Annotated in this window: 25 protein-coding genes; 10 read left to right on the forward strand and 15 right to left on the reverse strand. The window is 66.1% G+C overall.

Annotated features, from left to right (window positions below; genetic code table 11):
* Nucleotides 1-112 precede the first annotated feature (112 nt).
* From AB7Z56_RS37585 to AB7Z56_RS37625, 9 genes are all read right to left on the reverse strand, one after another.
* The gene (locus AB7Z56_RS37585; protein ID WP_063986692.1) at nt 113-733 is read right to left on the reverse strand and encodes a hypothetical protein; all 621 of its coding nucleotides are present in this window, start codon (nt 731-733) and stop codon (nt 113-115) included.
* A 14-nt stretch (nt 734-747) separates the two neighbouring features.
* On the reverse strand, nt 748-1,374 hold the full coding sequence (locus AB7Z56_RS37590; RefSeq protein ID WP_028151813.1) for a hypothetical protein: 627 nt from the start codon (nt 1,372-1,374) through the stop codon (nt 748-750).
* 67 nt (nt 1,375-1,441) lie between these two features.
* A complete protein-coding gene (locus AB7Z56_RS37595) occupies nt 1,442-2,281 on the reverse strand; it encodes a shikimate dehydrogenase (protein ID WP_063985530.1) in 840 nt (279 codons plus the stop codon).
* A 52-nt stretch (nt 2,282-2,333) separates the two neighbouring features.
* Complete coding sequence (locus tag AB7Z56_RS37600; protein WP_063985531.1) at nt 2,334-2,978, reverse strand: YoaK family protein; 645 nt, start codon at nt 2,976-2,978, stop codon at nt 2,334-2,336.
* 66 nt (nt 2,979-3,044) lie between these two features.
* Complete coding sequence (locus tag AB7Z56_RS37605) at nt 3,045-4,799, reverse strand: SulP family inorganic anion transporter (protein ID WP_063985532.1); 1,755 nt, start codon at nt 4,797-4,799, stop codon at nt 3,045-3,047.
* A gap of 96 nt (nt 4,800-4,895) precedes the next feature.
* Complete coding sequence (locus AB7Z56_RS37610) at nt 4,896-5,168, reverse strand: helix-turn-helix domain-containing protein (RefSeq protein WP_014492044.1); 273 nt, start codon at nt 5,166-5,168, stop codon at nt 4,896-4,898.
* 307 nt (nt 5,169-5,475) lie between these two features.
* Nucleotides 5,476-7,524, reverse strand: a complete 2,049-nt coding sequence (locus AB7Z56_RS37615; RefSeq protein WP_063985533.1) for an elongation factor G — start codon at nt 7,522-7,524, stop codon at nt 5,476-5,478.
* A 153-nt stretch (nt 7,525-7,677) separates the two neighbouring features.
* Nucleotides 7,678-8,160: a DUF992 domain-containing protein gene (locus AB7Z56_RS37620; RefSeq protein ID WP_063985534.1), complete on the reverse strand. Its 483-nt coding sequence runs from the start codon at nt 8,158-8,160 to the stop codon at nt 7,678-7,680.
* Nucleotides 8,161-8,332: 172 nt separating this feature from the next.
* Nucleotides 8,333-9,535 carry a pyridoxal phosphate-dependent aminotransferase gene (locus AB7Z56_RS37625; protein WP_039157959.1) on the reverse strand — a complete coding sequence of 401 codons (1,203 nt, stop codon included), beginning with the start codon at nt 9,533-9,535 and terminating at the stop codon, nt 8,333-8,335.
* Nucleotides 9,536-10,109: 574 nt separating this feature from the next.
* Between AB7Z56_RS37625 and AB7Z56_RS37630 the strand changes: the two genes are divergently transcribed.
* The 6 genes from AB7Z56_RS37630 (at nt 10,110) to AB7Z56_RS37655 (ending at nt 14,009) form a co-directional block, all read left to right on the forward strand.
* Nucleotides 10,110-10,760 carry a glutathione S-transferase family protein gene (locus AB7Z56_RS37630; RefSeq protein WP_063985535.1) on the forward strand — a complete coding sequence of 217 codons (651 nt, stop codon included), beginning with the start codon at nt 10,110-10,112 and terminating at the stop codon, nt 10,758-10,760.
* Nucleotides 10,761-10,912: 152 nt separating this feature from the next.
* Nucleotides 10,913-11,089 carry a hypothetical protein gene (locus AB7Z56_RS37635; RefSeq protein WP_187387820.1) on the forward strand — a complete coding sequence of 59 codons (177 nt, stop codon included), beginning with the start codon at nt 10,913-10,915 and terminating at the stop codon, nt 11,087-11,089.
* 85 nt (nt 11,090-11,174) lie between these two features.
* The gene (locus AB7Z56_RS37640; RefSeq protein ID WP_162137015.1) at nt 11,175-11,321 is read left to right on the forward strand and encodes a hypothetical protein; all 147 of its coding nucleotides are present in this window, start codon (nt 11,175-11,177) and stop codon (nt 11,319-11,321) included.
* 128 nt (nt 11,322-11,449) lie between these two features.
* Nucleotides 11,450-12,262, forward strand: a complete 813-nt coding sequence (locus AB7Z56_RS37645; protein WP_063985536.1) for a PAS-domain containing protein — start codon at nt 11,450-11,452, stop codon at nt 12,260-12,262.
* Nucleotides 12,263-12,349: 87 nt separating this feature from the next.
* Nucleotides 12,350-12,805, forward strand: coding sequence for a GNAT family N-acetyltransferase (locus AB7Z56_RS37650; protein ID WP_014492036.1), 456 nt, complete (start codon nt 12,350-12,352; stop codon nt 12,803-12,805).
* A gap of 262 nt (nt 12,806-13,067) precedes the next feature.
* Entirely contained in the window at nt 13,068-14,009 is a 942-nt protein-coding gene (locus tag AB7Z56_RS37655) for an aldo/keto reductase (RefSeq protein ID WP_063985537.1), read from the forward strand.
* Between the two features lie 18 nt (nt 14,010-14,027).
* Here the strand turns inward: AB7Z56_RS37655 and AB7Z56_RS37660 are convergent, their stop codons facing one another.
* The 3 genes from AB7Z56_RS37660 to AB7Z56_RS37670 all read right to left on the reverse strand — a co-directional run bounded on the left by AB7Z56_RS37660 (nt 14,028) and on the right by AB7Z56_RS37670 (nt 17,214).
* Nucleotides 14,028-14,351, reverse strand: coding sequence for an antibiotic biosynthesis monooxygenase family protein (locus tag AB7Z56_RS37660; RefSeq protein ID WP_028151824.1), 324 nt, complete (start codon nt 14,349-14,351; stop codon nt 14,028-14,030).
* Between the two features lie 86 nt (nt 14,352-14,437).
* The gene (locus tag AB7Z56_RS37665; RefSeq protein ID WP_063986693.1) at nt 14,438-15,655 is read right to left on the reverse strand and encodes a DUF1501 domain-containing protein; all 1,218 of its coding nucleotides are present in this window, start codon (nt 15,653-15,655) and stop codon (nt 14,438-14,440) included.
* Between the two features lie 2 nt (nt 15,656-15,657).
* Nucleotides 15,658-17,214 (reverse strand): DUF1800 domain-containing protein, encoded by a 1,557-nt coding sequence (locus AB7Z56_RS37670; protein WP_063985538.1) that lies wholly within the window; start codon nt 17,212-17,214, stop codon nt 15,658-15,660.
* 114 nt (nt 17,215-17,328) lie between these two features.
* On the opposite strand from AB7Z56_RS37670, the gene AB7Z56_RS37675 reads away from it, so the two are divergent.
* The gene (locus AB7Z56_RS37675) at nt 17,329-17,556 is read left to right on the forward strand and encodes a cysteine-rich CWC family protein (protein ID WP_084795306.1); all 228 of its coding nucleotides are present in this window, start codon (nt 17,329-17,331) and stop codon (nt 17,554-17,556) included.
* Nucleotides 17,557-17,618: 62 nt separating this feature from the next.
* Here the strand turns inward: AB7Z56_RS37675 and AB7Z56_RS37680 are convergent, their stop codons facing one another.
* The 3 genes from AB7Z56_RS37680 to AB7Z56_RS37690 form a co-directional block, all read right to left on the reverse strand.
* Complete coding sequence (locus tag AB7Z56_RS37680) at nt 17,619-18,314, reverse strand: glutathione S-transferase family protein (RefSeq protein ID WP_063985539.1); 696 nt, start codon at nt 18,312-18,314, stop codon at nt 17,619-17,621.
* 185 nt (nt 18,315-18,499) lie between these two features.
* Complete coding sequence (locus AB7Z56_RS37685; protein ID WP_063985540.1) at nt 18,500-18,730, reverse strand: hypothetical protein; 231 nt, start codon at nt 18,728-18,730, stop codon at nt 18,500-18,502.
* On the reverse strand, nt 18,727-19,506 hold the full coding sequence (locus AB7Z56_RS37690) for a sulfite exporter TauE/SafE family protein (protein ID WP_063985541.1): 780 nt from the start codon (nt 19,504-19,506) through the stop codon (nt 18,727-18,729). The genes AB7Z56_RS37685 and AB7Z56_RS37690 overlap by 4 nt, the downstream gene beginning before the upstream one ends.
* Nucleotides 19,507-19,820: 314 nt before the next feature.
* On the opposite strand from AB7Z56_RS37690, the gene AB7Z56_RS37695 reads away from it, so the two are divergent.
* From AB7Z56_RS37695 to AB7Z56_RS37705, 3 genes are all read left to right on the forward strand, one after another.
* Nucleotides 19,821-20,738 (forward strand): LysR substrate-binding domain-containing protein, encoded by a 918-nt coding sequence (locus tag AB7Z56_RS37695; protein ID WP_063985542.1) that lies wholly within the window; start codon nt 19,821-19,823, stop codon nt 20,736-20,738.
* Between the two features lie 125 nt (nt 20,739-20,863).
* Nucleotides 20,864-21,091, forward strand: coding sequence for a hypothetical protein (locus AB7Z56_RS37700; RefSeq protein ID WP_063985543.1), 228 nt, complete (start codon nt 20,864-20,866; stop codon nt 21,089-21,091).
* A 54-nt stretch (nt 21,092-21,145) separates the two neighbouring features.
* A complete protein-coding gene (locus AB7Z56_RS37705) occupies nt 21,146-21,376 on the forward strand; it encodes a hypothetical protein (RefSeq protein WP_063985544.1) in 231 nt (76 codons plus the stop codon).
* Nucleotides 21,377-21,461: the final 85 nt, after the last annotated feature.

The raw sequence follows: 21,461 nt of genomic DNA on the forward strand, positions 1-21,461 counted from the left end.
ACCGTAGGGTGGGCAAAGCGAAGCGTGCCCACCAACTTTCGCGAAACACAGGAGCGTGGTGGGCACGGCGCAAGTGCGCCTTTGCCCACCCTACGAGTTCAGCGCTAGTCCCTCACATCGGCGGCGTAATCCCGTCGCGACCGACGTTCACCCGGTTGGCTTCCAGCGAGCCGTCCTCCTTCTTCGCCGCGCCGAAGATGATCAGCTTGGCGCCGGGCTTGATCTCGGATTTGTCGCTGGCGACGAAGGTGACGATCGGCGTATCCGGCGGCACCACCACTTTCTTCTCGCCGTCCTTGTACTTGACGGTGATGTTCTGGCCGTCGGTGCCTTCCACCGTCTGCGCCACGGTCGCGTTCGTCATGGTCGAGTTCGCGCGCGCATCCCAGGGACGAAAACCTTCGGCCGCGCCGCGCTGGTTTTCCGGGAAGATGTGCACCGCGATCGCCTTCTGCGTGCCGTCGGGCTGGGGCATGCCGGTGACGCCGATATAGGAGCCTTCCTTGATCTCCGCGAGCGACGTCTTGACCACGGCAAAGACCGCGACGTTGTCGGTCATGCGCACCTTCACGTCGCTGCCTTCGCGCGTCTTGATGCCGAGCGTGTTGCCGTCGACGCTCTCGATGGTGCCGCGGATGCGGACCGTCGGCGACTGCTGCGCCGAGGCGGAGAACATGGAAGTGACGACGAACGCGGCTACGAACAGGCGCGGCATCCAGCTTGATTTCGACATGTTGCGATTCTCCATCACATCGGTGGTGTCAGGCCGTCGAGGCCGACACTGACGCGGTTGGTTTCGAACGAGCCGTCCGGCAGCTGCTTCATGAAGGCGACGACTTTTGCGCCGGCCTTCAGCTCGGATTTGTCGCCGGGCACGAAGGTCACGACCGGCGTGTTGTCGGCGACGAACACCTTCTTCTCGCCGTCCTTGTACTTCACCAGCAGCGTATGGCCGTCATTGCCGACCACGCTCTCCGACACCGTGGCGTTGGTCATGGTGGAGTTCGGCTTGAGGTCATAGGGCCGCGAGCCCTCGCCGGTGCCGCGCATGCTCTCCGGAAACACGTGGACCTCGACCGCGTTCTGGCCGCCGTCCGGACCCGGCACCGTGGTGGCGCCGACGAAGGAGCCGACCTTGATGTCGGCGAGTGAAATTTTGGTAACGCCCGACACGTTCACGTCAGGGGCGATGCGAAGCTTGACGTCCTCGCCGCTGCGCGACTTGACCTGCATGGTGTCGCCATTGACGCTCTCGATCGTGCCGCGAACGCGCGTCGGCACCGGCGCCCTCTGCGCGACGGCATAGAGGGTGGAAGCGGCCACCATCGCGACGGCGATGAGCGGACGTGTGAAAGTTGCACGTTGAACAGGCATGACGGTCTCCGGATTGTCCCCACGGGGATAGAACTCCGGAGGTGGGGTGCTATTCGCCGTTATCCTTTCAAGTCTTTGTGAGATCGGCCTCGACCAGCGCGCGCAGCTCGGCCGTGACAGCAGGCCTTTGCCCGAACCACAGCTCGAAGCCGCGCACCGCCTGATGCAGGAGCATGCCGAGGCCGTCGGCGGTGTTCAGGCCGCGCGCTTTCGCAGCCGCCAGCAGCGGCGTCACCAGGGGAACATAGACGAGGTCGGCGACGACCGCCCCATCCGGCAGGCGCGCCACGTCGACATCGAGTGAAGGCTGGCCGTGCATGCCGAGCGAGGTCGTGTTGACGAGAAGTCTTGCGCGCGGCAGCACGTCGTTGATGCCGTCCCAGGGAATCGGATGCACGTTCGGCCCGAACTGTCTTGCCAGCGTCTCGGCGCGCGCGATGGTGCGATTGGCGAGATGGATGCGCTTGATGCCGCGTTCGAGCAGGCCGAACACGACCGCGCGCGAGGAACCGCCGGCCCCGAGCACCAATGCCTCTTCCGCGCTGTCCCAACCGGCCGCTCCGGCATCGAGATTGCCGATGAAGCCTTCGACATCGGTATTGGTCGAGCGCAGCTCGCCGTCGGCAAACCACAGCGTGTTCGCAGCGCCGACGGCCCTGGCACGCGCATCGGGCGTGGACAGCGCCAGCACGTCTTCCTTGTGCGGGATGGTGACGTTGGCGCCGACGAAGCCGCGCAGCGACAGCCGCAGCACGAAGTCGCGCAGATCCTCGGGCGGGACCGCCTCGATGACGTAACCACCCTCGATCCCGAGCGTGCGCAGCCAGTAACGATGGATCAGCGGCGAGCGCGAATGCGCGGCCGGCCATCCGATCAAACAGGCTGCGGGAGTCCTGAGCGCGGTCATCTTTCCCTCGGGTCGTGTTCGAGGCGATCCATTTCGCGTCCCGCCGGCTCTGTCAAGCGCGCGACCGCCGCATCGCCGCAGCCACGATCGCAGCCAATGCCAGCGCCGCGGCAGCGGCGAACCAGATCGCGGCGAGGTTGATCCGGGCATAGCCGAGCGCCCCGCCCGCCGCCCCCGCAACGAGCGCCGCCCACAACAGCAGGTTCGGCGCCCAATTCCAGCGCGGCCCGCCGGTGAGGCTCACCGCGAGGAACTGGCCGACCTTGACCAGCGCGCCCGTGACATAGGTGAGGCCAAGGCCCGCGCCGCCATCGATCTGGAACACGGCGTTCTCCAGGCCCATCGCGAGCACGATGGCCGCGATCGCGAGGTTCGACAGGCCGTAGGCATGGCAAAGTCCGGCACCCGCAAGCAGCCCGGTTTCAATGAGGAGCAGCCAGGGCTGCCGCTCGGCCCCGCCGCCGAGCACGACGAGGCTGCCGGCCGCAGCTCCGGCCACGAACAGCGCGATCAGGCCGAGGGCGCTGGCGGCCTGCCACCACTGCGCTTCGGCAAGGCTGACGCCGAGACGCGTGGAGTTGCCGCTCATGAACGAGACGAACAGGCCGCCGAGATGCAAGAAGCCGATGCCGTCGACATAGCCCGCCAGCATGCTGAGCGCGCAGGCCAGCGCAATATTGCGACGCGAATCCAGCATTCCCTGCACCACCGCCGTGACGCGGCAGTGTCGATCAAATCGGCCGGCTTGAGAAGTGCGCTGCCGTCAGGTCGCGGCCGCGTCATCGGCCACGGGCCGCGCCGCGCCGCCCTTGATGTCAGCGACGGCACGCGCGATCGTCGCGCGATAGCGCGCACGCGGCGGCGTCACGCCGTGGGTGAGCAGCGCGCGGCGAACCGCGGGCGACGCCCCCGTGATGAACAGCCGGATGCCGTGGCGGTGCGCCTTGACGGCGACGCGACCGAGCACGTTGGCGGCCGTCGAATCCAGGAACGGCACCGCGGCGAAATCGACCACAAGACCCTTGCGCTGGTCGGCGATGCCGTCGAGCACGTTTCCGATTGCCGAGGCGGCACCGAAGAAGAACGCACCGGTGATGCGATAGACCAGCACGTCGCGATCGATGGCGAGCGCGGGATCGTAAGGCACGCGCTCGCCATTGCCGTCATCGGGACGATCGGCGGCCACCAGCGGGGAGCGCTCCTCGATGCCCGTCATCTCCGCCATGCGGTGGATGAACAGCACCGCGCCCAGCGCGAAGCCGACCAGGATGCCTTCGGTCAGGTCGCGGAAGATGGTGAGCAGGAAGGTCGCAAGCAGCACGACGGCATCGCCCCAGGATGAGCGCAAGAGCGTCGCGAATTCGTGCTTCTCCGCCATGGTCCAGGCGACGACGACGAGCACGGCGGCCAGCGCGGCCAGCGGGATGTAGCTCGCGAGCGGCGCTGCGATCAGCATGAACAGCAGCAGGAAGACCGAATGCAGCATGCCCGCGAGCGGCCCGCGTCCGCCGGCGCGGATGTTGGTGGCGGTGCGCGCGATCAGTCCGGTGACGCAGATGCCGCCGAACAGCGCCGAGCCGATATTGGCCGCGCCTTGCGCCACCAGCTCGCAATTGGAGCGGTGACGGCGACCGGTCATGCCGTCGGCCACCACCGCCGACAGCAGCGATTCGATCGCGGCGAGCAGCGCGAAAGAGATCGCATCCGGCAGCACGGCCGTCGCCTTCGCAAGCGAGAACGCCGGCAGCGCCGGCGACGGCAATTCGCGCGGAATGCCGCCGAACCGGCTGCCGATGGTTTCGACCGGCAGCGACAGCACGGCAGTCGCGACCGCCGCGAGCACGACCGCGATCAGGATGCCGGGCCAGGACGGCCGCCAGCGCCGCAGGCCGGCGATGACGGCAATGCTGACGATCGCGACCGCGACGGCGGAGGGATTGATGGTGTGCAGGCCTGCGGCTAGCGCAACGAGTTTCGGCACGAATTCGCTGGGCTCTTTCCCAGCCAGCGTGATCCCGCCGAGATCGCGGAGCTGGCTGGCGAAGATGATCACGGCGATGCCCGCGGTGAAGCCGACCGTGACGGGGTAGGGAATGAACTTGATGTAGGTGCCGATCCGCAACAGGCCCGCGGCGATCAGGACCATGCCCGCCATCAGGGTGGCGAGGATGACGCCGTCGACGCCGTGCCGCTCCGCGGTCACCGCGACCAGCACGATGAAGGCGCCGGCGGGCCCGCCGATCTGGAAGCGACTGCCGCCGAGCAGCGACACGATGAAGCCACCGACGACAGCGGTGTAGAGCCCGCGGTCCGGCGTCACGCCCGAGGCGATTGCGATCGCCATCGACAGCGGCAGCGCGACGATGGCAACCGTCAGGCCCGCGAACACATCGGCGCGGAGATCCGCGAGGCCGTAGCCTTCGCGCCAGACGGTGACGAGCTTGGGGAGATAGAGTTCGGCAAAGGTCGGTCGACGCAGCTGATGCAGCTTGCCTGCGTGTTCGCCTGTGATGCTCATGTCCGCAGAGTGCTCCGCTGCCCACAATGCTCCGGTGCATCGTGCAGCGCGCGCGTGCGACGATGCGCTAGCTCATCCCGAGCACGATCAATGCGATCATGCTCCCACGCGGCGCGGCGGCCCCGGCTCCTTCAGGCGAACGCCCCGCCCGCCGCTGTCGCTGCGGGCCTGCTCGCCGATCAGCTCGACGCCGGCTCGGTCGAACGCCTCGACCACCTTGATCAAGGTCTCGACCACGCCGCGCACATTGCCGGTGCTGGCCTCCATCCGCTGGATGGTCGGCAGCGAAACGCCGGCGAGCTCGGCCAAGGCTTTCTGGTCAATGCCAAGCAGCGCGCGGGCTGCCCGCATCTGGAACGACGTGATCACCGTGGCCTCACGTATCAGAGTTTATAAGTGATATCTGGAGCATGTACAATGATGTAAAATACATCATTGTAGGGCGGGCGCAAGGGGTGCCCGTCCTGCCGCCTCCGCCATTGCGAGGAACTCTTGCGACGAAGCAATCCAGACCGCCTCCGCAGCCAGTCTGGATTGCTTCGCTGCGCTCGCAATGACGGAGGTTGGGCGCGGGTTCGGCCAAACGAAACACCGTGGGCGCGGAAACAGCCCCTCACCTCAGCCTCCCCCCGTAAAGAACGGGGAGAGGGAGTGAGAGAGCCGTGCTTCCCTTACATCACGCCGCGTGCTGATGCGCGGCGATGATCTGGTCGGCGGCGCGGCCGGTCACCTCGGCCATGTGGTCGAACTGACGGGTGAAGCTGCCGGCTCCGGCCGTGGCCGAACGCAGCTCGACGATGAGTTCGCCGATCTCCGCTTCCGGCATCATGGCGCGGACGCAGTCCCATCCGCTCCAGCCGTCACGGGTGTCGAAGCCGAGGATCTGGCCGCGCCGCGCCGACAGGATCGCGTTGATCTTGGCGGTGGCGTCGGTCGGGCAGACGATCTCGACCACGTGGATCGGCTCCAACAGCACCGACTGGCATTGCGGCAGGCCTTCGTTGAGTCCGACCCGCGCCGCCGTGCGGAAGGCGAGGTCGGAGGAGTCGACGCTGTGATAGGAGCCGTCGGTCAGCGTCACCTGCAGATCGGTGACGGGGAAACCGAGCGGGCCGCGCGTCAGTCCGTCGACAACGCCCTCTTCCACCGCGCCGATATAATTGCGCGGCACCGCGCCGCCGACCACTTTCTCGGTGAACTTGAAGCCCTCGCCGCGCGGCAGCGGCTTGATGTCGAGCACGACATCGCCGAACTGCCCGTGGCCGCCGGATTGCTTCTTGTGGCGGCCGCGCTGGACGATCGGCTTGCGGATGGTCTCCTGGTAGCCGATCGCGGGTGGATGCGAGGTGATCTTGACGCCGAAGCGGTCGCGCAGCCGCTCGCTCGCCACGCGCAGATGCATCTCGCCCTGGCCCCACAGCACGGTGTCGTGGGTCTGGGCGTTCATCACGACGCCGAGCGAAGGATCCTCCTCGTGCAGCCGAGCAAGGGCCTGGCCGAGCTTGACGTCGTCCTTGCGGTCGGTGGCGGCGACCGAGATCGCGAGCACCGGCGGCGTCGGCTCCGGGGCGAACAGCGCAGCCGGCGGGGACTTGCCGCTCGAGACCGTGTCGCCGGTCTTGATCGGGTCGACCTTGGCGAGCGCAACCGTGTCGCCGGCTTCGGCCGCGGCACGCTTGGTATCGTAGGCGCCGTTGACGGCGAGGATGCCGGAGATGCGGCCGCTCCCGCCGGAGGCGGATTGCAGCGTGGCTCCGTCGTCGAGATGGCCGGCGAGCAATCGCGTCAGCGACAGCTTTCCGCCGTGCTGCGAATGCAGCGTCTTGAAGACGTAGCCGAGCGCCTCCTTGCTGGCAGGCACACCGAGACGCTTTGCAGTTTCCTCGATGCCGGGCGCCTCGTGGCGCAGGGCCTTCATCAGGCGCAGCACGCCGTTTTCGCGCGCGGCGGCACCCAGCAGCACGGGGCAGATCTGCCCCTCGCGCAATTCGCGCGCGAGATCGTCGAACACCGCATCGCGCGGGGGCTGGATGTCCTCGAGCAATTGCTCCATCAGCGCGTCGTCGTGATCGGCGAGCTTCTCCAGCATCGAGAAGCGGGCCTCCTTCTCGCGATCGAGATCTCCGCCTTCGAGCGCGACCACCTCGGAGGCCTTGTGCTCGCGGTAGATGAACGCACGTTCCAGCGCGAGATCGACGAAGCCCTCGATCAGCTCGCCCTTCCAGATCGGGATCTGGCGCAGCACCAGCGGTACGCGCGAGGCGGGCTGGAGTGTCGCCAGCGTCTCGCGGATGCGCTTGTTGGCGCGGTCGATCTTGTTGAGGAACAGGAAACGCGGGATCTTCAGTTCCTCCAGCTCGCGCAGGATGATCTGAAGCTGCGGCAGCTTCTTCTCGTCGGCCTCGCAGACCACGACCGCGGCGTCGACAGCGGGAAGCGCTGCACGCATGTCGTGGGCGAACTCAACGGAACCGGGACAATCGAGGAAGGTGTAGCTGTCGCCCATGAAACTCGTGGTGGCGGCAGTCAGGCCGACGGTCATCTTGTGATGACGGGCCTCCGGGGAGGCGTCGCCGACGGATGTTCCGGCGTCGACGCTGCCGACGCGGGGTATTGCGCCCGTTCGCGCCAGTATTGCTTCGAGAAGTGTGGTTTTACCGCTTTGGAATGGGCCCACCAGTGCGATGCACCGTGGACCTCGGGGACTTCTGACGTCTTGTCCCATTCGCCGCCTCCTTGGTGTGGAGCTCGGCCCATGATTGGGTCGGCAAACGCCGATGCTCTGCCCGTCCCCGAGATTTGGCAAGCATCAAAAATCGCTGCGGTGCGTCGTTGCCGAGATCGCGTCGGACCGACGCGATCTGCACACGCGAAATTGTCAACGACCCGGACGGAGTTCCAGACTCTCGAGGCCGGCGGCGACGTTGAGGCCGACCTGGCCCTGTACGCTGAGCGGCTGGAGCGCGATCGAATTGTTGGAGCCGCCGATCAGCGCGTTGCCACCGATACCGACGCCGACCGAGGCGCTGCCCTGCGCGCCGGCATAATTGCCCGAGAGATCGCCGGGGCCGAGCCGATCGACCGGCGCGAACACGCCCCAGGCAAGTGTGGTCTCCTGGGTGATGCCGATGTCGAGGCCCACTTTACGAATGGTCGCGACGTAGCGATCTTCCGGCAAACCGTCGGCACGCAGGACGCAACCGAGATTGGTCACCGATCCCACGATGAAGCCAACGCTGGCGCCGCCGCGGCATTCGAGCACGCCGACCCGGACCATCCGCTGCTGCTGAGCGCCGCTGTTTGCGACGGAGGCAACGAGGCTGGCCGCGGCGAGCCCGGCGAGGATGAACGAACGGCGCATGAATATCTCCGGCGATGAATGTGATGCGAGCAGAGAGAGCGCCCCACCCGTGTTGCGCGATGGTCTATGCCACAAGAGCCGTGGTGGTGCCAGATCACGCGTGACGATAAGCGTGCAAACAATAAAAAGGCCCGCCGGAGGCGGGCCTTTTCGATAGGTATTTGCGACGGGCTCAGCGGAGATTACCGCAGAAGCGCTGGATGCGCTTGCAGGCGTCTTCGAGGTCCGAGGTCTTGGTCGCGTAGGAGATGCGGAACGCCGGGCCGAGGCCGAAGGCCGAGCCCTGCACCACGGCGACGCCTTCGGTCTCGAGCAACTCGGTCACGAAGGTCTCGTCATTGTCGATCACCTTGCCCGACGGCGCGGTCTTGCCGATGGTGCCGGCGCAGGAGGGATAGACGTAGAACGCACCTTCGGGACGCGGGCACTCGATGCCCTTGGCCTGGTTGAGCATGGAGACCACGAGGTCGCGGCGCTCCTTGAACACCTTGTTGTTGGCGGGGATGAAGTCCTGCGGACCGTTCAGCGCTTCGACCGCGGCCCATTGTGCGATCGACGACGGGTTCGAGGTCGACTGCGACTGGATCGTCGACATCGCCTTGATCAGCTGCGCCGGACCGCCGGCGTAGCCGATGCGCCAGCCGGTCATGCAATAGGCCTTCGACACGCCGTTCACGGTGAGCGTGCGGTCGTAGAGTTTCGGCTCGACCTGCGCGACCGTGGTGAACTGGAAGTCATCATAGACGAGGTGCTCGTACATGTCGTCGGTCATCACCCACACATGCGGATGCCTGACCAGCACGTCGGTGAGCGCCTTCAGCTCGGTCCTGGTGTAGGCCGCGCCGGTCGGGTTCGACGGCGAGCACAGGATCACCCATTTGGTCTTCGGCGTAATCGCACGCTCGAGCGCCTCGGCCTGGAGCTTGAAGCCGGTCGCGGCGGTGCAGACCACCGGCACCGGCTCGCCGCCGGCGAGCGCCACCATCTCGGGATAGCTGACCCAGTACGGCGCGGGGATGATCACCTCGTCGCCCGGATTGATGGTCGCCATCAGCGCGTTGTAGAGCACCTGCTTGCCGCCGGTGCCGACGATGATCTGGTTCGGCTTGTAGGCCACGCCGTTCTCGCGCTGAAACTTGCCGATGATGGCTTCCTTCAGCTCGGGAATGCCGTCGACGGCGGTGTACTTGGTCTTGCCGGCTTCGATGGCATGGATCGCAGCCAGCTTGATGTTGGCGGGCGTGTCGAAGTCGGGCTCGCCGGCACCGAGGCCGATGACGTTGCGGCCCGCCGCTTTCAGCGCACGTGCTTTATCCGTGACCGCGATGGTCGCGGACGGCTTCACACGGTCGAGCGCAGCGGCAAGGAAGGACATCGTCATCTCCTGACAAGCGTCGTGAACCCTTTGGCCTCACGACTCCGATTGTGGGAATGAGCCACCCTAAAACGTGTGCCGCTGCGCCGCAAGAAACTTCGGCCCGATCTCGAAAAAGTTTACGGATCTGGAGCGCTTCTAGGCGCGTTTTCCCGCAATTTTCCGTAACTTTGCCGCCGGAATCCCTCATATCCGGCAAGGCCTGTCCTCGGAGCAATTTGGCGCGTTGCGCGCCGCCATGAAGCTGACGGCAGTCTGACGCTCGAGAGGACACTTGAGACAACCTTTGAGCGACTTGCTTTGAAAGACTTGGACCCGTCAGCAGCCGAGGCGATCACGACCGTTCAATCGTCCTGCACGAACGTGCGGCCGCGATGCGTCCGCGCGCTGACGCAAGCGTGATCTGATTTGTAGCGTCGCGCGAAAATGATCTTCCGCGGCATTGCAGTGCGGTAGGGTTTTCGAGTTTTTCTATGGCGCGGGTCTTGCGGCGGATTCGCAACGGCATCATTGTTTGGCCGCGGTACTGGGCAACGAGTACCGCGCCTTCCCGTTTTCGGAACGAACTCCCAGAATGTACAAGCTCTATTCGATGCAACGCTCCGGCAACAGCTACAAGGTCCGCCTTGCGCTGGCCCTGTTGAACGTGCCTTACGAAGCAGTCGAAGTGGACATTCTGCGCGGCGAGAGTCGCACGCCGGACTTTCTGACCAAGAACCCGTCGGGCCAGGTGCCGCTGCTCGAGGTCGGCGACGACCGCTATCTCGCCGAGTCCAACGCCATCCTCTGGTACGTCGCGGTCGGCACGCCGCTTGCGCCCGAGAACCGCATTGACCGCGCCGAGGCGCTGCAATGGATGTTCTTCGAGCAGCACGCGCTCGAGCCGAACATCGGCGCCGCCTATTTCTGGCTGTCGCTGGTCAAGGGCGGCCGCGATCTCCAGACCCACTCCCTGGAAGACTGGATGGAGCGCGGCTATGGCGCGCTCCAGGTGATGGAAAACCACCTCAAGACCAACGCCTATTTCGCCGCCCGCCAGCTCACGGTCGCCGACATCGCGCTCTACGGCTACACCCACCTCGCCGAGCGCTGCGACTTCGACCTCTCGACCTTCCCGGCGATCCGGGACTGGCTGAAGCGCGTGGAAGCTGCACCCGGCTTCGTGGCGATGGACTGGCGGCCGGCCGACGTCGACGACCCCGCCAGCATCGCGGCGGGCGCCTGACGGCGCGCTGGCCCCGGGAATAGCGGGCATAAGGGCAGCCTATGCCGCATTCTCGCCATTTTCGACGCTATGGCCGCCCCAATATTGCCGGTTGAAACGGGGAAATTGTTCGAGTCGCGGGTGATTCGCTCGCACGTTGAAGGATTTAGACCATGATTCGGGCGTCCGGCACGGCAGGCTTTCGGGGCCAAACCGTTACCGTTTCGTCTTCCCGGCTGACCAACGCGGTCGTGGCCTCGCTCGCCGTCGCCGCGCTCTCGCTGTGCCTGATCGTCACCCTGACGGTGCTGTCGACCAAGGCGACCATGGCGATGGGCCTGCCGGTCTGATCCCCGTTTCATCCCGGACCCGCCTTCAAGGTGCCACGCGGCCCGCGCCGACCGGCATCGCGACAGGACACCGATGAAATCGCCTGTGGTAGTCGTTGCAATCACCCTGACTGCGGCCATCCTGGTCGCGGCATCGCTGTTGATTTTCACCGGGGTGCGCAAGAGCTCCGGGACGTCGACGCTGAATGCGCCGGCGCAGCAGCAGCGCCTCAGGCACGCGCATTTGGCCTAAAATCATGCGAAAGCTTTGCCCTTGCCGGCAAGTGCTCCTTAAGCGCACCGCATGAAATCGCATCGCATGGGCGCAACGATCGGCCAGTGTTGCGGCCTTACCTCGTTCGGGAGGAGCGAGACTGGCCCATGCGGTTTGGATGGCGTGCGATCTCCGGTCCGGCGCTGACAGCGGCAATTGCGCTGCTGGCGATCCTGCTCGATCGCTATATCCACGTTCCCTCGCCTGCCCCCCTGTTCGTCTGCATCGTGGCGCTCGCCGGCTCGCTATCGGGTCTCGCTTCCGCCATGACCAGCGCTGCCGTCGCCGTGATCGGCGCGGCGTTGTTCTTTCTGGCCCATCGAGCCCTGCCGGGCTATGCGACGGCGGATCTGGTCCGGCTCGGCCTCCTCGCCGTGACGACTGCCGGCACCGCCGCAATCACCGGCCTGATGCGCGAGCGGCTGCTCGGCACATTCGCCGCCGAGCGCCAGAGCCACGCCACCGCCGCGCGGCTGTCGGCCGCGCTCGACCAGGTCGATATCGGCATCGTGCTGCTCGACGCCGAAACGCGTGCCGAATTCATCAACCGCGCATTTCGCGACTATTTTGCGCTGCCGGACGAAGTGGCCGACGGCAAGCCGCCCTTCATTGCGCTGATGTATCACGGCCGCGACACCGGCGCGTTCGAGCTGCCCGAGGATGAGCTTGGCACCTTCATCGCGCAGCGGATGCAAATGGTGCGGATCGGCGATGCCAGGCCGATCAACATCGCCTTGCGCAATGGCGAGGTGCTGCGCTTCGTCTGCGCCGTCCTGCCCGATGGCGGGCGCATGCTGAGCTACACGCCCGTGACCGACCTCGTACGCCACACCGACCCGCCCGCGCGCGCCGAGTACTACCGCTCGCTGCGCGATCCCGCGGGCCGCAGGCTGATGCGGTACTTGCGCGTCGCGGAGTGATGCGACGGCGCGATTGATCGGCAGTGCGATCATCACGTATGAAGGACGCTTCATCGTCTTGCGTCCTCCGAGATCGCGGAAACCCACATGTCGCTCACCATTCGCTCCGTCACGAAACAGGACTACGATCAATGGCTGCCGTTGTGGGATGGCTATAACGCTTTCTACGGCCGCTCCGGCCCGACCGCGCTGGCGCCCGAAATCACGCGGATGACGTGGCAGCGCTTCTTCGATGGCTATGAGCCGGTGCATGGGCTGGTCGCCGAGAGCGACGGCAAGCTGCTCGGCATGACGAACTATCTGTTTCACCGCAGCACCACGGCGATCGAACCGTCCTGCTATCTGCAGGACCTGTTCACGCTGGAGGCCTCGCGCGGCAAGGGCGTCGCCTCAGCGCTGATCTACGGCGTCTACGAGCGCGCAAAGCTCGCGGGGTCCCCGCGGGTCTACTGGCAGACGCACGAGACCAACGTCACGGCGCAGAGCCTGTACGACAAGGTCGCCGAGCGCTCCGGCTTCATCGTCTATCGCAAGATCTTCTGATCGCGGCAGCCGCGGAGTCCCTGTGGATAACTCTGCCTGTCACCCGCGCGTAACATAGCGGGACTACGTTGCACCTGCGTCTGATCAGGCCCCCCGTCACCGATCAAGCGCCCCAAAGCGGTCCCCGTCAGTCGCCGCGTCTGACAGGGGCCGCATTTTTTTGCCTTCAGTTCCCGGCAGCATGGCAGCAACGCAAGGCGACGCCTTGCCGCTAGCGGGCAGCGCGGCCACAATGGCCCGCTTTCTCCTGACAGGACCTCCCATGGAAATTCGTAATCTCGGCGCCTCCGGCCTCCGCGTGTCCGCGGTCGGGCTCGGCTGCAACAATTTCGGCCAGCGCATCGACCTCGAGGCCTCGCGCAAGGTGATCCACCGCGCGCTCGATCTCGGCATCACGCTGTTCGACACTGCCGACATCTATTCGGCCATGGGCGGCTCGGAAAATGTGCTCGGCGCCGTGCTGGGCGATCGCCGCAAGGACATCGTGCTGGCGACGAAATACTCCAAGCCGATGGCGGAGGACGGAACCAAGCAGGGCGCCTCGCGCCGCTACATCATGGCGGCCGTGGACGCGAGCCTGAAGCGGCTGAAGACCGATTACATCGATCTCTACCAGCAGCACGATTACGACCCGCTGACGCCGATCGAGGAGAGTCTTCGCGCGCTCGACGATCTCGTCCGCCATGGCAAGGTCCGCTACATCGGCAACTCCAACTTTCCGGCGTGGCGGATTGCGGAAGCGGAGTATGTCGCGCGCGCGATGAATGTCAGCCGCTTCGTCTCCTGCCAGGACGAATATTCCCTGGTCGTGCGCGACATCGAGAAGGACCTGCTGCCGGCAGCAACGGAATACAAGCTCGGCCTGTTGCCGTTCTTCCCGCTCGCAAGCGGACTTCTGACCGGCAAATACAAAAAGGGTGAGTCTGCACCCGGCGACACCCGCTTTGGCCAAACTCCGCGACTGCGCGACCGCTATGTCACCCCGCGCAACGAGGCGATCGTCGAGAAGCTGCAGGCCTTTGCGCAAGCGCGCGGTCACTCGATGCTCGAGCTCGCCTTCTCCTGGCTCGCCGGCCGCCCGCAGGTCTCGAGCGTCATCGCGGGCGCCACCCGCGTCGAGCAGATCGAGCAGAACGTCAAGGCGATCGCGTGGAAGCTCAGCGCCGATGAGATGGCGGAGATCGACAAGATCACCCAGGGCTGATGTTTAAAGCGCGGCGCGTTACTTCGCGCCGCGTCCCACCGTCTGCATCACCTCAAAGCCCTCGAACTGGGGATGGCCGAGATAGAGCGGCTTGTTATCGCCAGCGCGCTGATGCGCCGCGCGAAACGCCTCCGACTTGGTCCACGCCTCGAACGCGGCATGGTTCGCCCAGATGGTGTGCGAGGCATAGAGCGTGTGGTCCTCGAGCTCGGGACCGCGCAGCAGATGGAATTCGACGAAGCCCGGCACCCCGTCGAGAAACGTGTCGCGCGAGAGCCAGACCTGTTCGAAAGCGGCTTCAGAGCCCTTGGCGACGCGGAAGCGGTTCATGGCGATGTACATGCGGGTGATCTCCTGATGCTCGGCTCATCATGTCGTCATTCCGGGACGCACCGCAAGACACGGGCCCGGAATGACGGTGGCTGTTATTACGCCACCAATCCCTTCATCGGCCGCGCTGCGGCGCTGTCCGGGAATACGGTTTCAGCCAGCACGCGATCGGACAGGCCGAACTGTCCCTGCAGCACTCCCTTGATCACGGAGCGCAAGTCCGTGGTGGGCTTGAGGTCGCGTCCCTCATACAAGTTCGCGAGCTTGAGACCGGGCCAGTCGGAGATGACGCGGCCGCCTTTCACCGCGCCGCCGGCGAGCAGCGCGATCGTTCCCGTGCCGTGATCGGTGCCGTCGGTGCCGTTGATGCGCGCGGTGCGGCCGAACTCGGTGGCGACGACGATTGCGGTGTCGCGCCAGCGCTCGCCAAGGCCGCTTTCGAACTCGGCGAGCGCGCCATCGAGGCCGCCGAGCAGGAAGGCCAGACGCCCGACCGGACCGCCTTCATTGGCATGCGTATCCCAGCCGTCGAAGGCGAGCGCGGCGATGCGCGGGCCGTCATCGGCCGCCATCAGCTTTGCGGCGCCGCGCGCGACCTGGCGCATCTGCGCAACCTGGTTGCCGGGTTTCGGCTTCATGTCGTCGCCGCTCGCTGCCTTCTCCAACTGGAGGCCCTGCGACAGCGCGGAGGCCAGCGCGGGATCGCGGTGACGGTAGAGATCGACGAGGCGCATGGCGGTGTCGTCGTCGGCTTGCGGCAGCGCCACCGGCGCCCAGCCGACGGTCGGCGCATTGCCGCGCAAGACCAGCGGCGTGGTCGGACCGACCGCGAGCCCACTCGACACACGCTCGCCGCGCGGCAGCGCTTCGAGCGCGCGATTGAGCCAGCCCGATTGAACGCGGCCGGGACCGGCATAACCGCTTTCGAGCACGTCCTGGCCATCGAAATGCGAGCGGTCGCGATAGGGCGTCGCCACCGCATGGATCACCGCGGCATGCATGTCGCGATACATGCGCGCGAACTCCGGCATCGCCGGATGCAGCGCGAAAAAAGTATCGAGCATGATCGCGGGATGCGCGCCGTCGGCGGCAAGCGCGATCGAGCCGTGAAGGCCGGCATAATCGGGATCGCCAAGCGGCGCGACGGTCGAGAGCCCGTCGAGCGCGCCGCGCAGGATCACCACGATCAAGCGCGGATCGCGCCCGCCGGCCGCGCGGGCGAATTTCGGCAAATAGGCCCAGGCCGCGAAGGACGCGCCGCCGAGCAGGAGGCCGCGGCGCGAGGTGAGGAGCCGGTTCTCGACGCAGTCGATCATCATCATCTCCTCTGCATTTCCGGCGACATCAGCAGCAGTGCCAGCGCCTGCTGCCGCGACTCCGCGCGCTCGATGGTTTTGCGCGTCTCGATCGAGGCCGCATCCGCAGCCGCGAACTCCAGCAGGTCGAGCGGATCGATGTTGTTACCGAGCCGCGCGCCCATCTGTGCCGCGATGTCGAGCCGGAGCTTGATGCCTTCGGGTGCGGCCCAGGCCGCGCTGGTATCCGGAAAACCGTTCGGCCCGGCCGGCGACCACAGTGGCTGGCCGAGCAGGTTCAGGTTATTGAGATAGCCACCGGGATCCTCCGGCACGCGCGCGAGCAGCCGTCCGCTCGCGACCACGAAGTCGTAAGGCGAGCGCATCTTCGTCAGCGGCGCCTTCCAGGCCTCGTCGGAATCGACTAGCGCAACAGCCATTGCCTTGAGATCACCGTCGGTCTTGACGAAGACGTCGCGCAATCGCGCAACGAGCGCCGGCGGCGGATCGTCGGCAACGAAATGGCGGACGAATTTGGTGGCGATGAAATTGGCGGTCGAGGGATGGCGCGAGATGTCGGCGAGCGCGGCCTCGCCTTGCGCAAGGCCGGTCGGCCCGTAGGTCTTGCCGAGCAGCATTTGCGGCCCGGGCTGGTGCGCGTTGGCGTTGAACGCGAAGGAGCCGGGCGTTCCCAGCTGCCCCTGCCGTCCGGCAAAGGTCCAGCCGGTGATGATGCGCGCGAGCGAGGTGACGTCGTCCTGCGTGTAGCCGCCGCCGACGCCGAGCGTATGCAGCTCCATGATCTCGCGCGCGAGATTTTCGTTCAGCCCGCGCTTGCGGTTTTGCCCGGCGCGCGAGTCCGGCCCGAGCGATTGCTGGTTGTCGAGGAAGAACAGCATCGCCGGATGCTGCTCGACCGCCCTCAGCATGTCGGCGAAGCGCCCGAGCACATGCGGCCGGATCGCCTCGCGCTCGAACGCGCCGGCCCAGATCCGCGCCAGCTCGCCCTTGCTCGCGGAGATGCAGAAATGGTTGGACCAGAACACCACCAGCCGCTCGGTGAAGCCGCACTCGACCAGCGTCGCGCGTTGCAAGCGCGCCAGCGCCTCGGCGCGAAAGGTTTTCTGGATCACGTTGAGCGGCTGCGGCGCGGGCTTGGCGGCAGGGGGTGCGGCAGCGCTGGGCTGCATGGCGTCCGGTTTCGCCGCATTGTCGGCGGGCTTGGCCTCGGCCATCTGGCCGGCGATCTCGGTCGCGGCCGCGTTCAGCGAAAGATTGCGGCGCAGCCCCGGCTTCTGATCGGCCGGTGCCTGCTGCGACCCTTCGGCGGGCGCAGCGGCCTTCGCGGCCTCGCGCGCCTGCTTGACCTGGTCCTGATAGGCGAACACGGCCTGCCCGAGTTGCGGCGTCGATTGCAGCCCCGGCGCTTCCAGCAGCACGCCGTTGGGGCGGGCGAGTTCCGCCTTCACGAAGCCGCGCGGATCGGACGCCGCGTTGACGAGATCGCCGGACGCCCCGCCGCGCGCTCCGAAACCGAAACGGTTGAGCGCGACGAGGGCAGCTTGCGAATCGCGGGCCATCGATGTGTCCTTCGCGCGTTGCCAACCGCTTTCCGAGTCTGAGCGCAGCGCCTAATATACCGTAGCGGGAGATGAACCCGGCATGAAAATGACGGCGCAGCGTTTGGGCAAATCATGACAAATCCGAAAGAATTTCCCTCCGATTTTCCCTTGCCGGAACCGCGCCGCCTCGCCTGCTCCCGTTGCGGCACCGAGTTCGGCTGCGATCTCTCGGGAAACTGCTGGTGCGCGGAGGAAACGGCGCGGCTGCCGATGCCAGTCAAGGGCGAGGATTGTTTGTGCCGGGAATGTCTGAGGAAGGCGGCGGCAGAAGCGCGTAGCCCGGATGGAGCGCAAGCGTAATCCGGGAATCCTTCCGCGGGCACCAATCCCGGATTTCGCTGCGCTCCATCCGGGCTACGAAGCTACACCGCGTGCCCCGGCGACTTCCGCGCCATGCCGTCGAACGCGTCGAGCAGTTTTTCGCGCCACGCATAGACGGGATCATCCACTTCCAGCAGCCTGAACGGGCTCACCACACGCGCCCATTGAAAACCGCCGAACACGATATAGTCGGCATAGTTCGGCGCGCTGCCGCCGAGATAGGCCTGCGTCTTGAACGTCTGCCGCATTACTTCGAGCGACTTGCGGAACGCGACGACGCCGGTCTCGCGGCTCGCCTGGACCTCTTCCAGGGGCTTGCCGAACCGCGCCTCACGCGACTGGCGGAAATAGGCGGCGTCGACCTGGCCGAGGTTTTTCGGGATGTCGGCGACGATCAGCAGAGAGAGGCCGCCGACGATGGCGATGTCGCCCCAGGCATTGAGCATGCGCGCCATGGCGCGGCCGCCCTCGCCGCCGAACAGCGACGGCTGGTCTGGAAAATTGTCTTCGAGATAGTTCGCGATCGCCCAGGAATCGATCACGGGCTTGTCATGATGCAGGAGCACCGGGACCTTCTCCGAGCCGTGCGGCGAAATCGCGCCCTTCTCGGTGAAGCGCCAGGGCAGCGATTCCGCCGACAGGCCCTTGTGCGCCAGCGCCATCCGCGTGCGCCAGCAATATGGGCTGAACGGGCGCGCAGCATCGGTACCGACGAGTTCGAAGAGCTTGAGCGACATGAAAGGCCTTCCCTGCCAGACCCTCATCCTGAGGAGCGCGGAACGCGCGTCTCGAAGGATGAAGGCCCGATCTCGGCCTCGCCCTTCGAGACGCGCGCAAGATGCGCGCTCCTCAGGGTGAGGGTCTCCCATTCTGGATTGCTTCGCTTGCGCTCGCAATGACGATGTGGAGGCGGAGGTGTGTGTCACCGCCCGTTCGTGCGCAGCAACCTCTCGCCGTCCGTCGTCACCGCGATGATCAGCCCCACACCGGGCAGCGTGTCACGGGTGACGTAGCCGCGCTCGGCGGCGTCTTCCCAGATGGTGAGACGCGGGCACGAGGTCTTCCAGGTCGCGATCACCTCGGCATAGGCGCGCGGCTCGCGCGCGACCCATTCGACGAAGTCCAGCACCAGCGGATCGGCCGTCTCGCTCATTGCAAACCTCCCTTGTCGAAGGCCGCCAGCACCGGCGTGCGAACCAGCAGCCAGCCGCCATAGGCCATATAGTAGCAAGCGATGGTGGTGATCAGCTTGTTCGACCAGGCCACGAATTGCTGGTCGGTCATGGCTTCGAGGATGCGCCGCGCCAGCGTGGTGCCGAGCATCGAGGCGAGAATCGCGACGCCGGCGAGCACGGGATCGAGGCTCGCGGCCTGGTCGATGATGCCGCCGAAATAGACGAGCTTGGTGAAATGACTGACGAGCTGGCACATCGCCTTGGTCGCCACCTTCTCACGCCGGCCGAAATCGCCGCCGAGAAAGAAGGTGTCGAGCAACGGGCCCGACACGCCGGTCATCAGCATCAGGCCCATGCAGATCGTGCCATAGACGGTGCCCTGCCAGAGACGGTCAGGATCCGGCTTGATGTTCGACGGCAGCAGCCGCGCCATGAACGGGGTGACGCCGAGCAGCAGCAGCGCCATCGGCTTGTCCGGCACGTAGCGGGTGAGCGACCAGGCCGCGAGCGCGACGGCTGCGCCGACCATGTAGTTCGCGACCGGCCGCCAGCGGATATGCGCGCGCCAGAGGAAAGCGCGCCAGCCGTTCGAGGCCATCTGCGTGATCGCATGCAGCACCATCGCGGTCGGCAGCGGCATCAGCGCCAGCAGCACGCCGATCAGGATCAACCCGCCCGCCATGCCGAACAGCCCCGACAGGAACGCGGTGGCGACCATCAGCAATCCAAGGGCAGCGATCATGATGGGCGTCACGGGCGGAATCTCCTGGGGTACGGTTCAAGTCAGGGACGCAGAGTGCATCACTCCCTCGCCCCGCTTGCGGGGAGAGGCTGGGGCGAGGGGGGAGTCTCCGCAAGGAAGGTGGCAGAGGGGCTCGCGGAGAGTCCCCTCACCCGGAATTTGCTCTCGCAAACTCCGGCCTCTCCCCGCGTGCGGGGAGAGACGAAGAACGCGGCGGCGGCCCCGAAACACAACTTGGAATTACTCTCATTCTTGTGCCTCGCTTGCCCTAGCTTCGCAAACTGAGTTATCTTGGCCTTGCATCAGCTTTCCTGAGGGTGGGTCATTTGCGGCGGCTGCTGTTTCTCAACGGCATCAAGGCATTCGAGGCGGCGGCGCGGACCGGCAGTTTTGCGGCGGCCGGGCTCGAGCTCAGCGTGTCGGCGGCGGCCGTCAGCCGCATGGTGCATCTGCTGGAGGAACGTCTCGGCGTCGCGCTGTTCGAGCGCAAGGCCAACAAGCTCGTGCTGACGCAGGCAGGCCGCGCCTATCAAGGCGGGCTGACGCCGATCTTCGACGCGCTGGCAAGCCTCACCGCGCAGGTGACGGCGCCCTCCAGCGTCCGCGTACTCACCATCGGCGTCGGCCACACCTTTGCGATGCGCTGGCTGATCCCGCGGCTGTCGGAGTTTCGCAGCGAGGAGCCCGACATCGAGGTGCGCTTCACCACCGGTGGTGCCGAGGTCCCATTCGGCGAGGACTGGAGCTGCGGCATCAAGCTCGGCACCGGCGACTGGCCCGGCCTGGTCGCCGAGCCCTTGTTCGCCGGCGACCTCACGCCGGTCTGCGTGCCCCGCCTCGCCACCGGCCTGAAGCGGCCCGCCGACCTCAAAGGGCCAGGCCTGATCCGCGTCACGCATTCGCCGGAGGATTGGCCGATCTGGCTCAAGGCGGCGAACCTCACCCGCATCAACGCGCGCGGACCGGAATTCCAGTTCTACGGCCAGGCGCTCCAGGCCGCCGCCGACGGCCTCGGCATCGCCATGGGCATCCGGCCCTATATCGACGACGATCTCGCCGCCGGCCGGCTGGTCGCGCCGTTCGATCTCTCGGTTCCCAAGGGCATGCGCTGGTACCTGCTGTATCGCAGTTTTCAGACCGAGCAGCGCGACTTCGCCGCGTTCCGGCGCTGGATCATGCGGGCGGCCTCGGAGCCCGCCGCACGCCCCGCCAGGCGGATCGGCCGCGCCGCGCCACGGAACTGACGCCCGTTCCACGAGGCCCTTAGGCAAAAAAGCCGGCCGCTTGTGAATGGCTTCACATACTGAACCCGCCAAACGTGGTCCCCTGACTCTTCAACAAGACACTTACGGAACATTTGGGGACTACAATGACGACCATCTACGACGGCTTTGACATCGAATCCTTCGAGGCCGGCAAAGGCCTCTGGCATGCCCGCATCCGCCGCGCCGATCTCAGCCCCCTCGCCATCGACGGCGTGCTGTTTCCGGCCATGGAAGTCGGTTTCGCCTGGCCGGATCAGAACGCGGCGATCGCCGATGCCAAGCACCACATCGATCGCTTCCGCCGGCGGGCCGACGACAGCGACGACGAATAAGCGCGGGACTCCAAGCGAACCAAGGGACAGCGCAGCATAAAGGGGGAACCGGTCATGTCAGTCATCGAATTCGAAGACACGCCGCGGCCGAGAATCTATGCCCGCAATGTGCTGTCGAAATGTCCCGAATGCGATGGCGATCTCGCGGTGCTTCGCGTGATCGGCGGCCGCGCGGGGTGCGAGTACTGGACCATGCGCTGCACCGATTGCGGCGGGATCCATCTCGACATCCTCGAGCCGCACCGGGCGAGCAACGACGACGAGGCCCCGCCGCCGGCGGCTTAAAGAGGCTGCTGCCAACCTGCTGTCAGCAGCCTGCGCACGGACGTACCTTCGCTCTTTTCTGAAGGGCTGACTCGTCCCATATTCG

It is taken from the genome of Bradyrhizobium sp. 482_C4_N1_8, from assembly GCF_052075965.1.
Classification (GTDB): domain Bacteria; phylum Pseudomonadota; class Alphaproteobacteria; order Rhizobiales; family Xanthobacteraceae; genus Bradyrhizobium; species Bradyrhizobium barranii.

Bases quoted from the DNA above. Each gene is read 5' to 3' on its own strand.
- AB7Z56_RS37585 (WP_063986692.1), bottom strand. From the start codon at position 733: ATGTCGAAATCAAGCTGGATGCCGCGCCTGTTCGTAGCCGCGTTCGTC.
- AB7Z56_RS37590 (WP_028151813.1), bottom strand. From the start codon at position 1,374: ATGCCTGTTCAACGTGCAACTTTCACACGTCCGCTCATCGCCGTCGCG.
- AB7Z56_RS37595 (WP_063985530.1), bottom strand. From the start codon at position 2,281: ATGACCGCGCTCAGGACTCCCGCAGCCTGTTTGATCGGATGGCCGGCC.
- AB7Z56_RS37600 (WP_063985531.1), bottom strand. From the start codon at position 2,978: ATGCTGGATTCGCGTCGCAATATTGCGCTGGCCTGCGCGCTCAGCATG.
- AB7Z56_RS37605 (WP_063985532.1), bottom strand. From the start codon at position 4,799: ATGAGCATCACAGGCGAACACGCAGGCAAGCTGCATCAGCTGCGTCGA.
- AB7Z56_RS37615 (WP_063985533.1), bottom strand. From the start codon at position 7,524: ATGGGACAAGACGTCAGAAGTCCCCGAGGTCCACGGTGCATCGCACTG.
- AB7Z56_RS37620 (WP_063985534.1), bottom strand. From the start codon at position 8,160: ATGCGCCGTTCGTTCATCCTCGCCGGGCTCGCCGCGGCCAGCCTCGTT.
- AB7Z56_RS37625 (WP_039157959.1), bottom strand. From the start codon at position 9,535: ATGTCCTTCCTTGCCGCTGCGCTCGACCGTGTGAAGCCGTCCGCGACC.
- AB7Z56_RS37630 (WP_063985535.1), top strand. From the start codon at position 10,110: ATGTACAAGCTCTATTCGATGCAACGCTCCGGCAACAGCTACAAGGTC.
- AB7Z56_RS37635 (WP_187387820.1), top strand. From the start codon at position 10,913: ATGATTCGGGCGTCCGGCACGGCAGGCTTTCGGGGCCAAACCGTTACC.
- AB7Z56_RS37645 (WP_063985536.1), top strand. From the start codon at position 11,450: ATGCGGTTTGGATGGCGTGCGATCTCCGGTCCGGCGCTGACAGCGGCA.
- AB7Z56_RS37650 (WP_014492036.1), top strand. From the start codon at position 12,350: ATGTCGCTCACCATTCGCTCCGTCACGAAACAGGACTACGATCAATGG.
- AB7Z56_RS37655 (WP_063985537.1), top strand. From the start codon at position 13,068: ATGGAAATTCGTAATCTCGGCGCCTCCGGCCTCCGCGTGTCCGCGGTC.
- AB7Z56_RS37660 (WP_028151824.1), bottom strand. From the start codon at position 14,351: ATGTACATCGCCATGAACCGCTTCCGCGTCGCCAAGGGCTCTGAAGCC.
- AB7Z56_RS37665 (WP_063986693.1), bottom strand. From the start codon at position 15,655: ATGATCGACTGCGTCGAGAACCGGCTCCTCACCTCGCGCCGCGGCCTC.
- AB7Z56_RS37670 (WP_063985538.1), bottom strand. From the start codon at position 17,214: ATGGCCCGCGATTCGCAAGCTGCCCTCGTCGCGCTCAACCGTTTCGGT.
- AB7Z56_RS37675 (WP_084795306.1), top strand. From the start codon at position 17,329: ATGACAAATCCGAAAGAATTTCCCTCCGATTTTCCCTTGCCGGAACCG.
- AB7Z56_RS37680 (WP_063985539.1), bottom strand. From the start codon at position 18,314: ATGTCGCTCAAGCTCTTCGAACTCGTCGGTACCGATGCTGCGCGCCCG.
- AB7Z56_RS37685 (WP_063985540.1), bottom strand. From the start codon at position 18,730: ATGAGCGAGACGGCCGATCCGCTGGTGCTGGACTTCGTCGAATGGGTC.
- AB7Z56_RS37700 (WP_063985543.1), top strand. From the start codon at position 20,864: ATGACGACCATCTACGACGGCTTTGACATCGAATCCTTCGAGGCCGGC.
- AB7Z56_RS37705 (WP_063985544.1), top strand. From the start codon at position 21,146: ATGTCAGTCATCGAATTCGAAGACACGCCGCGGCCGAGAATCTATGCC.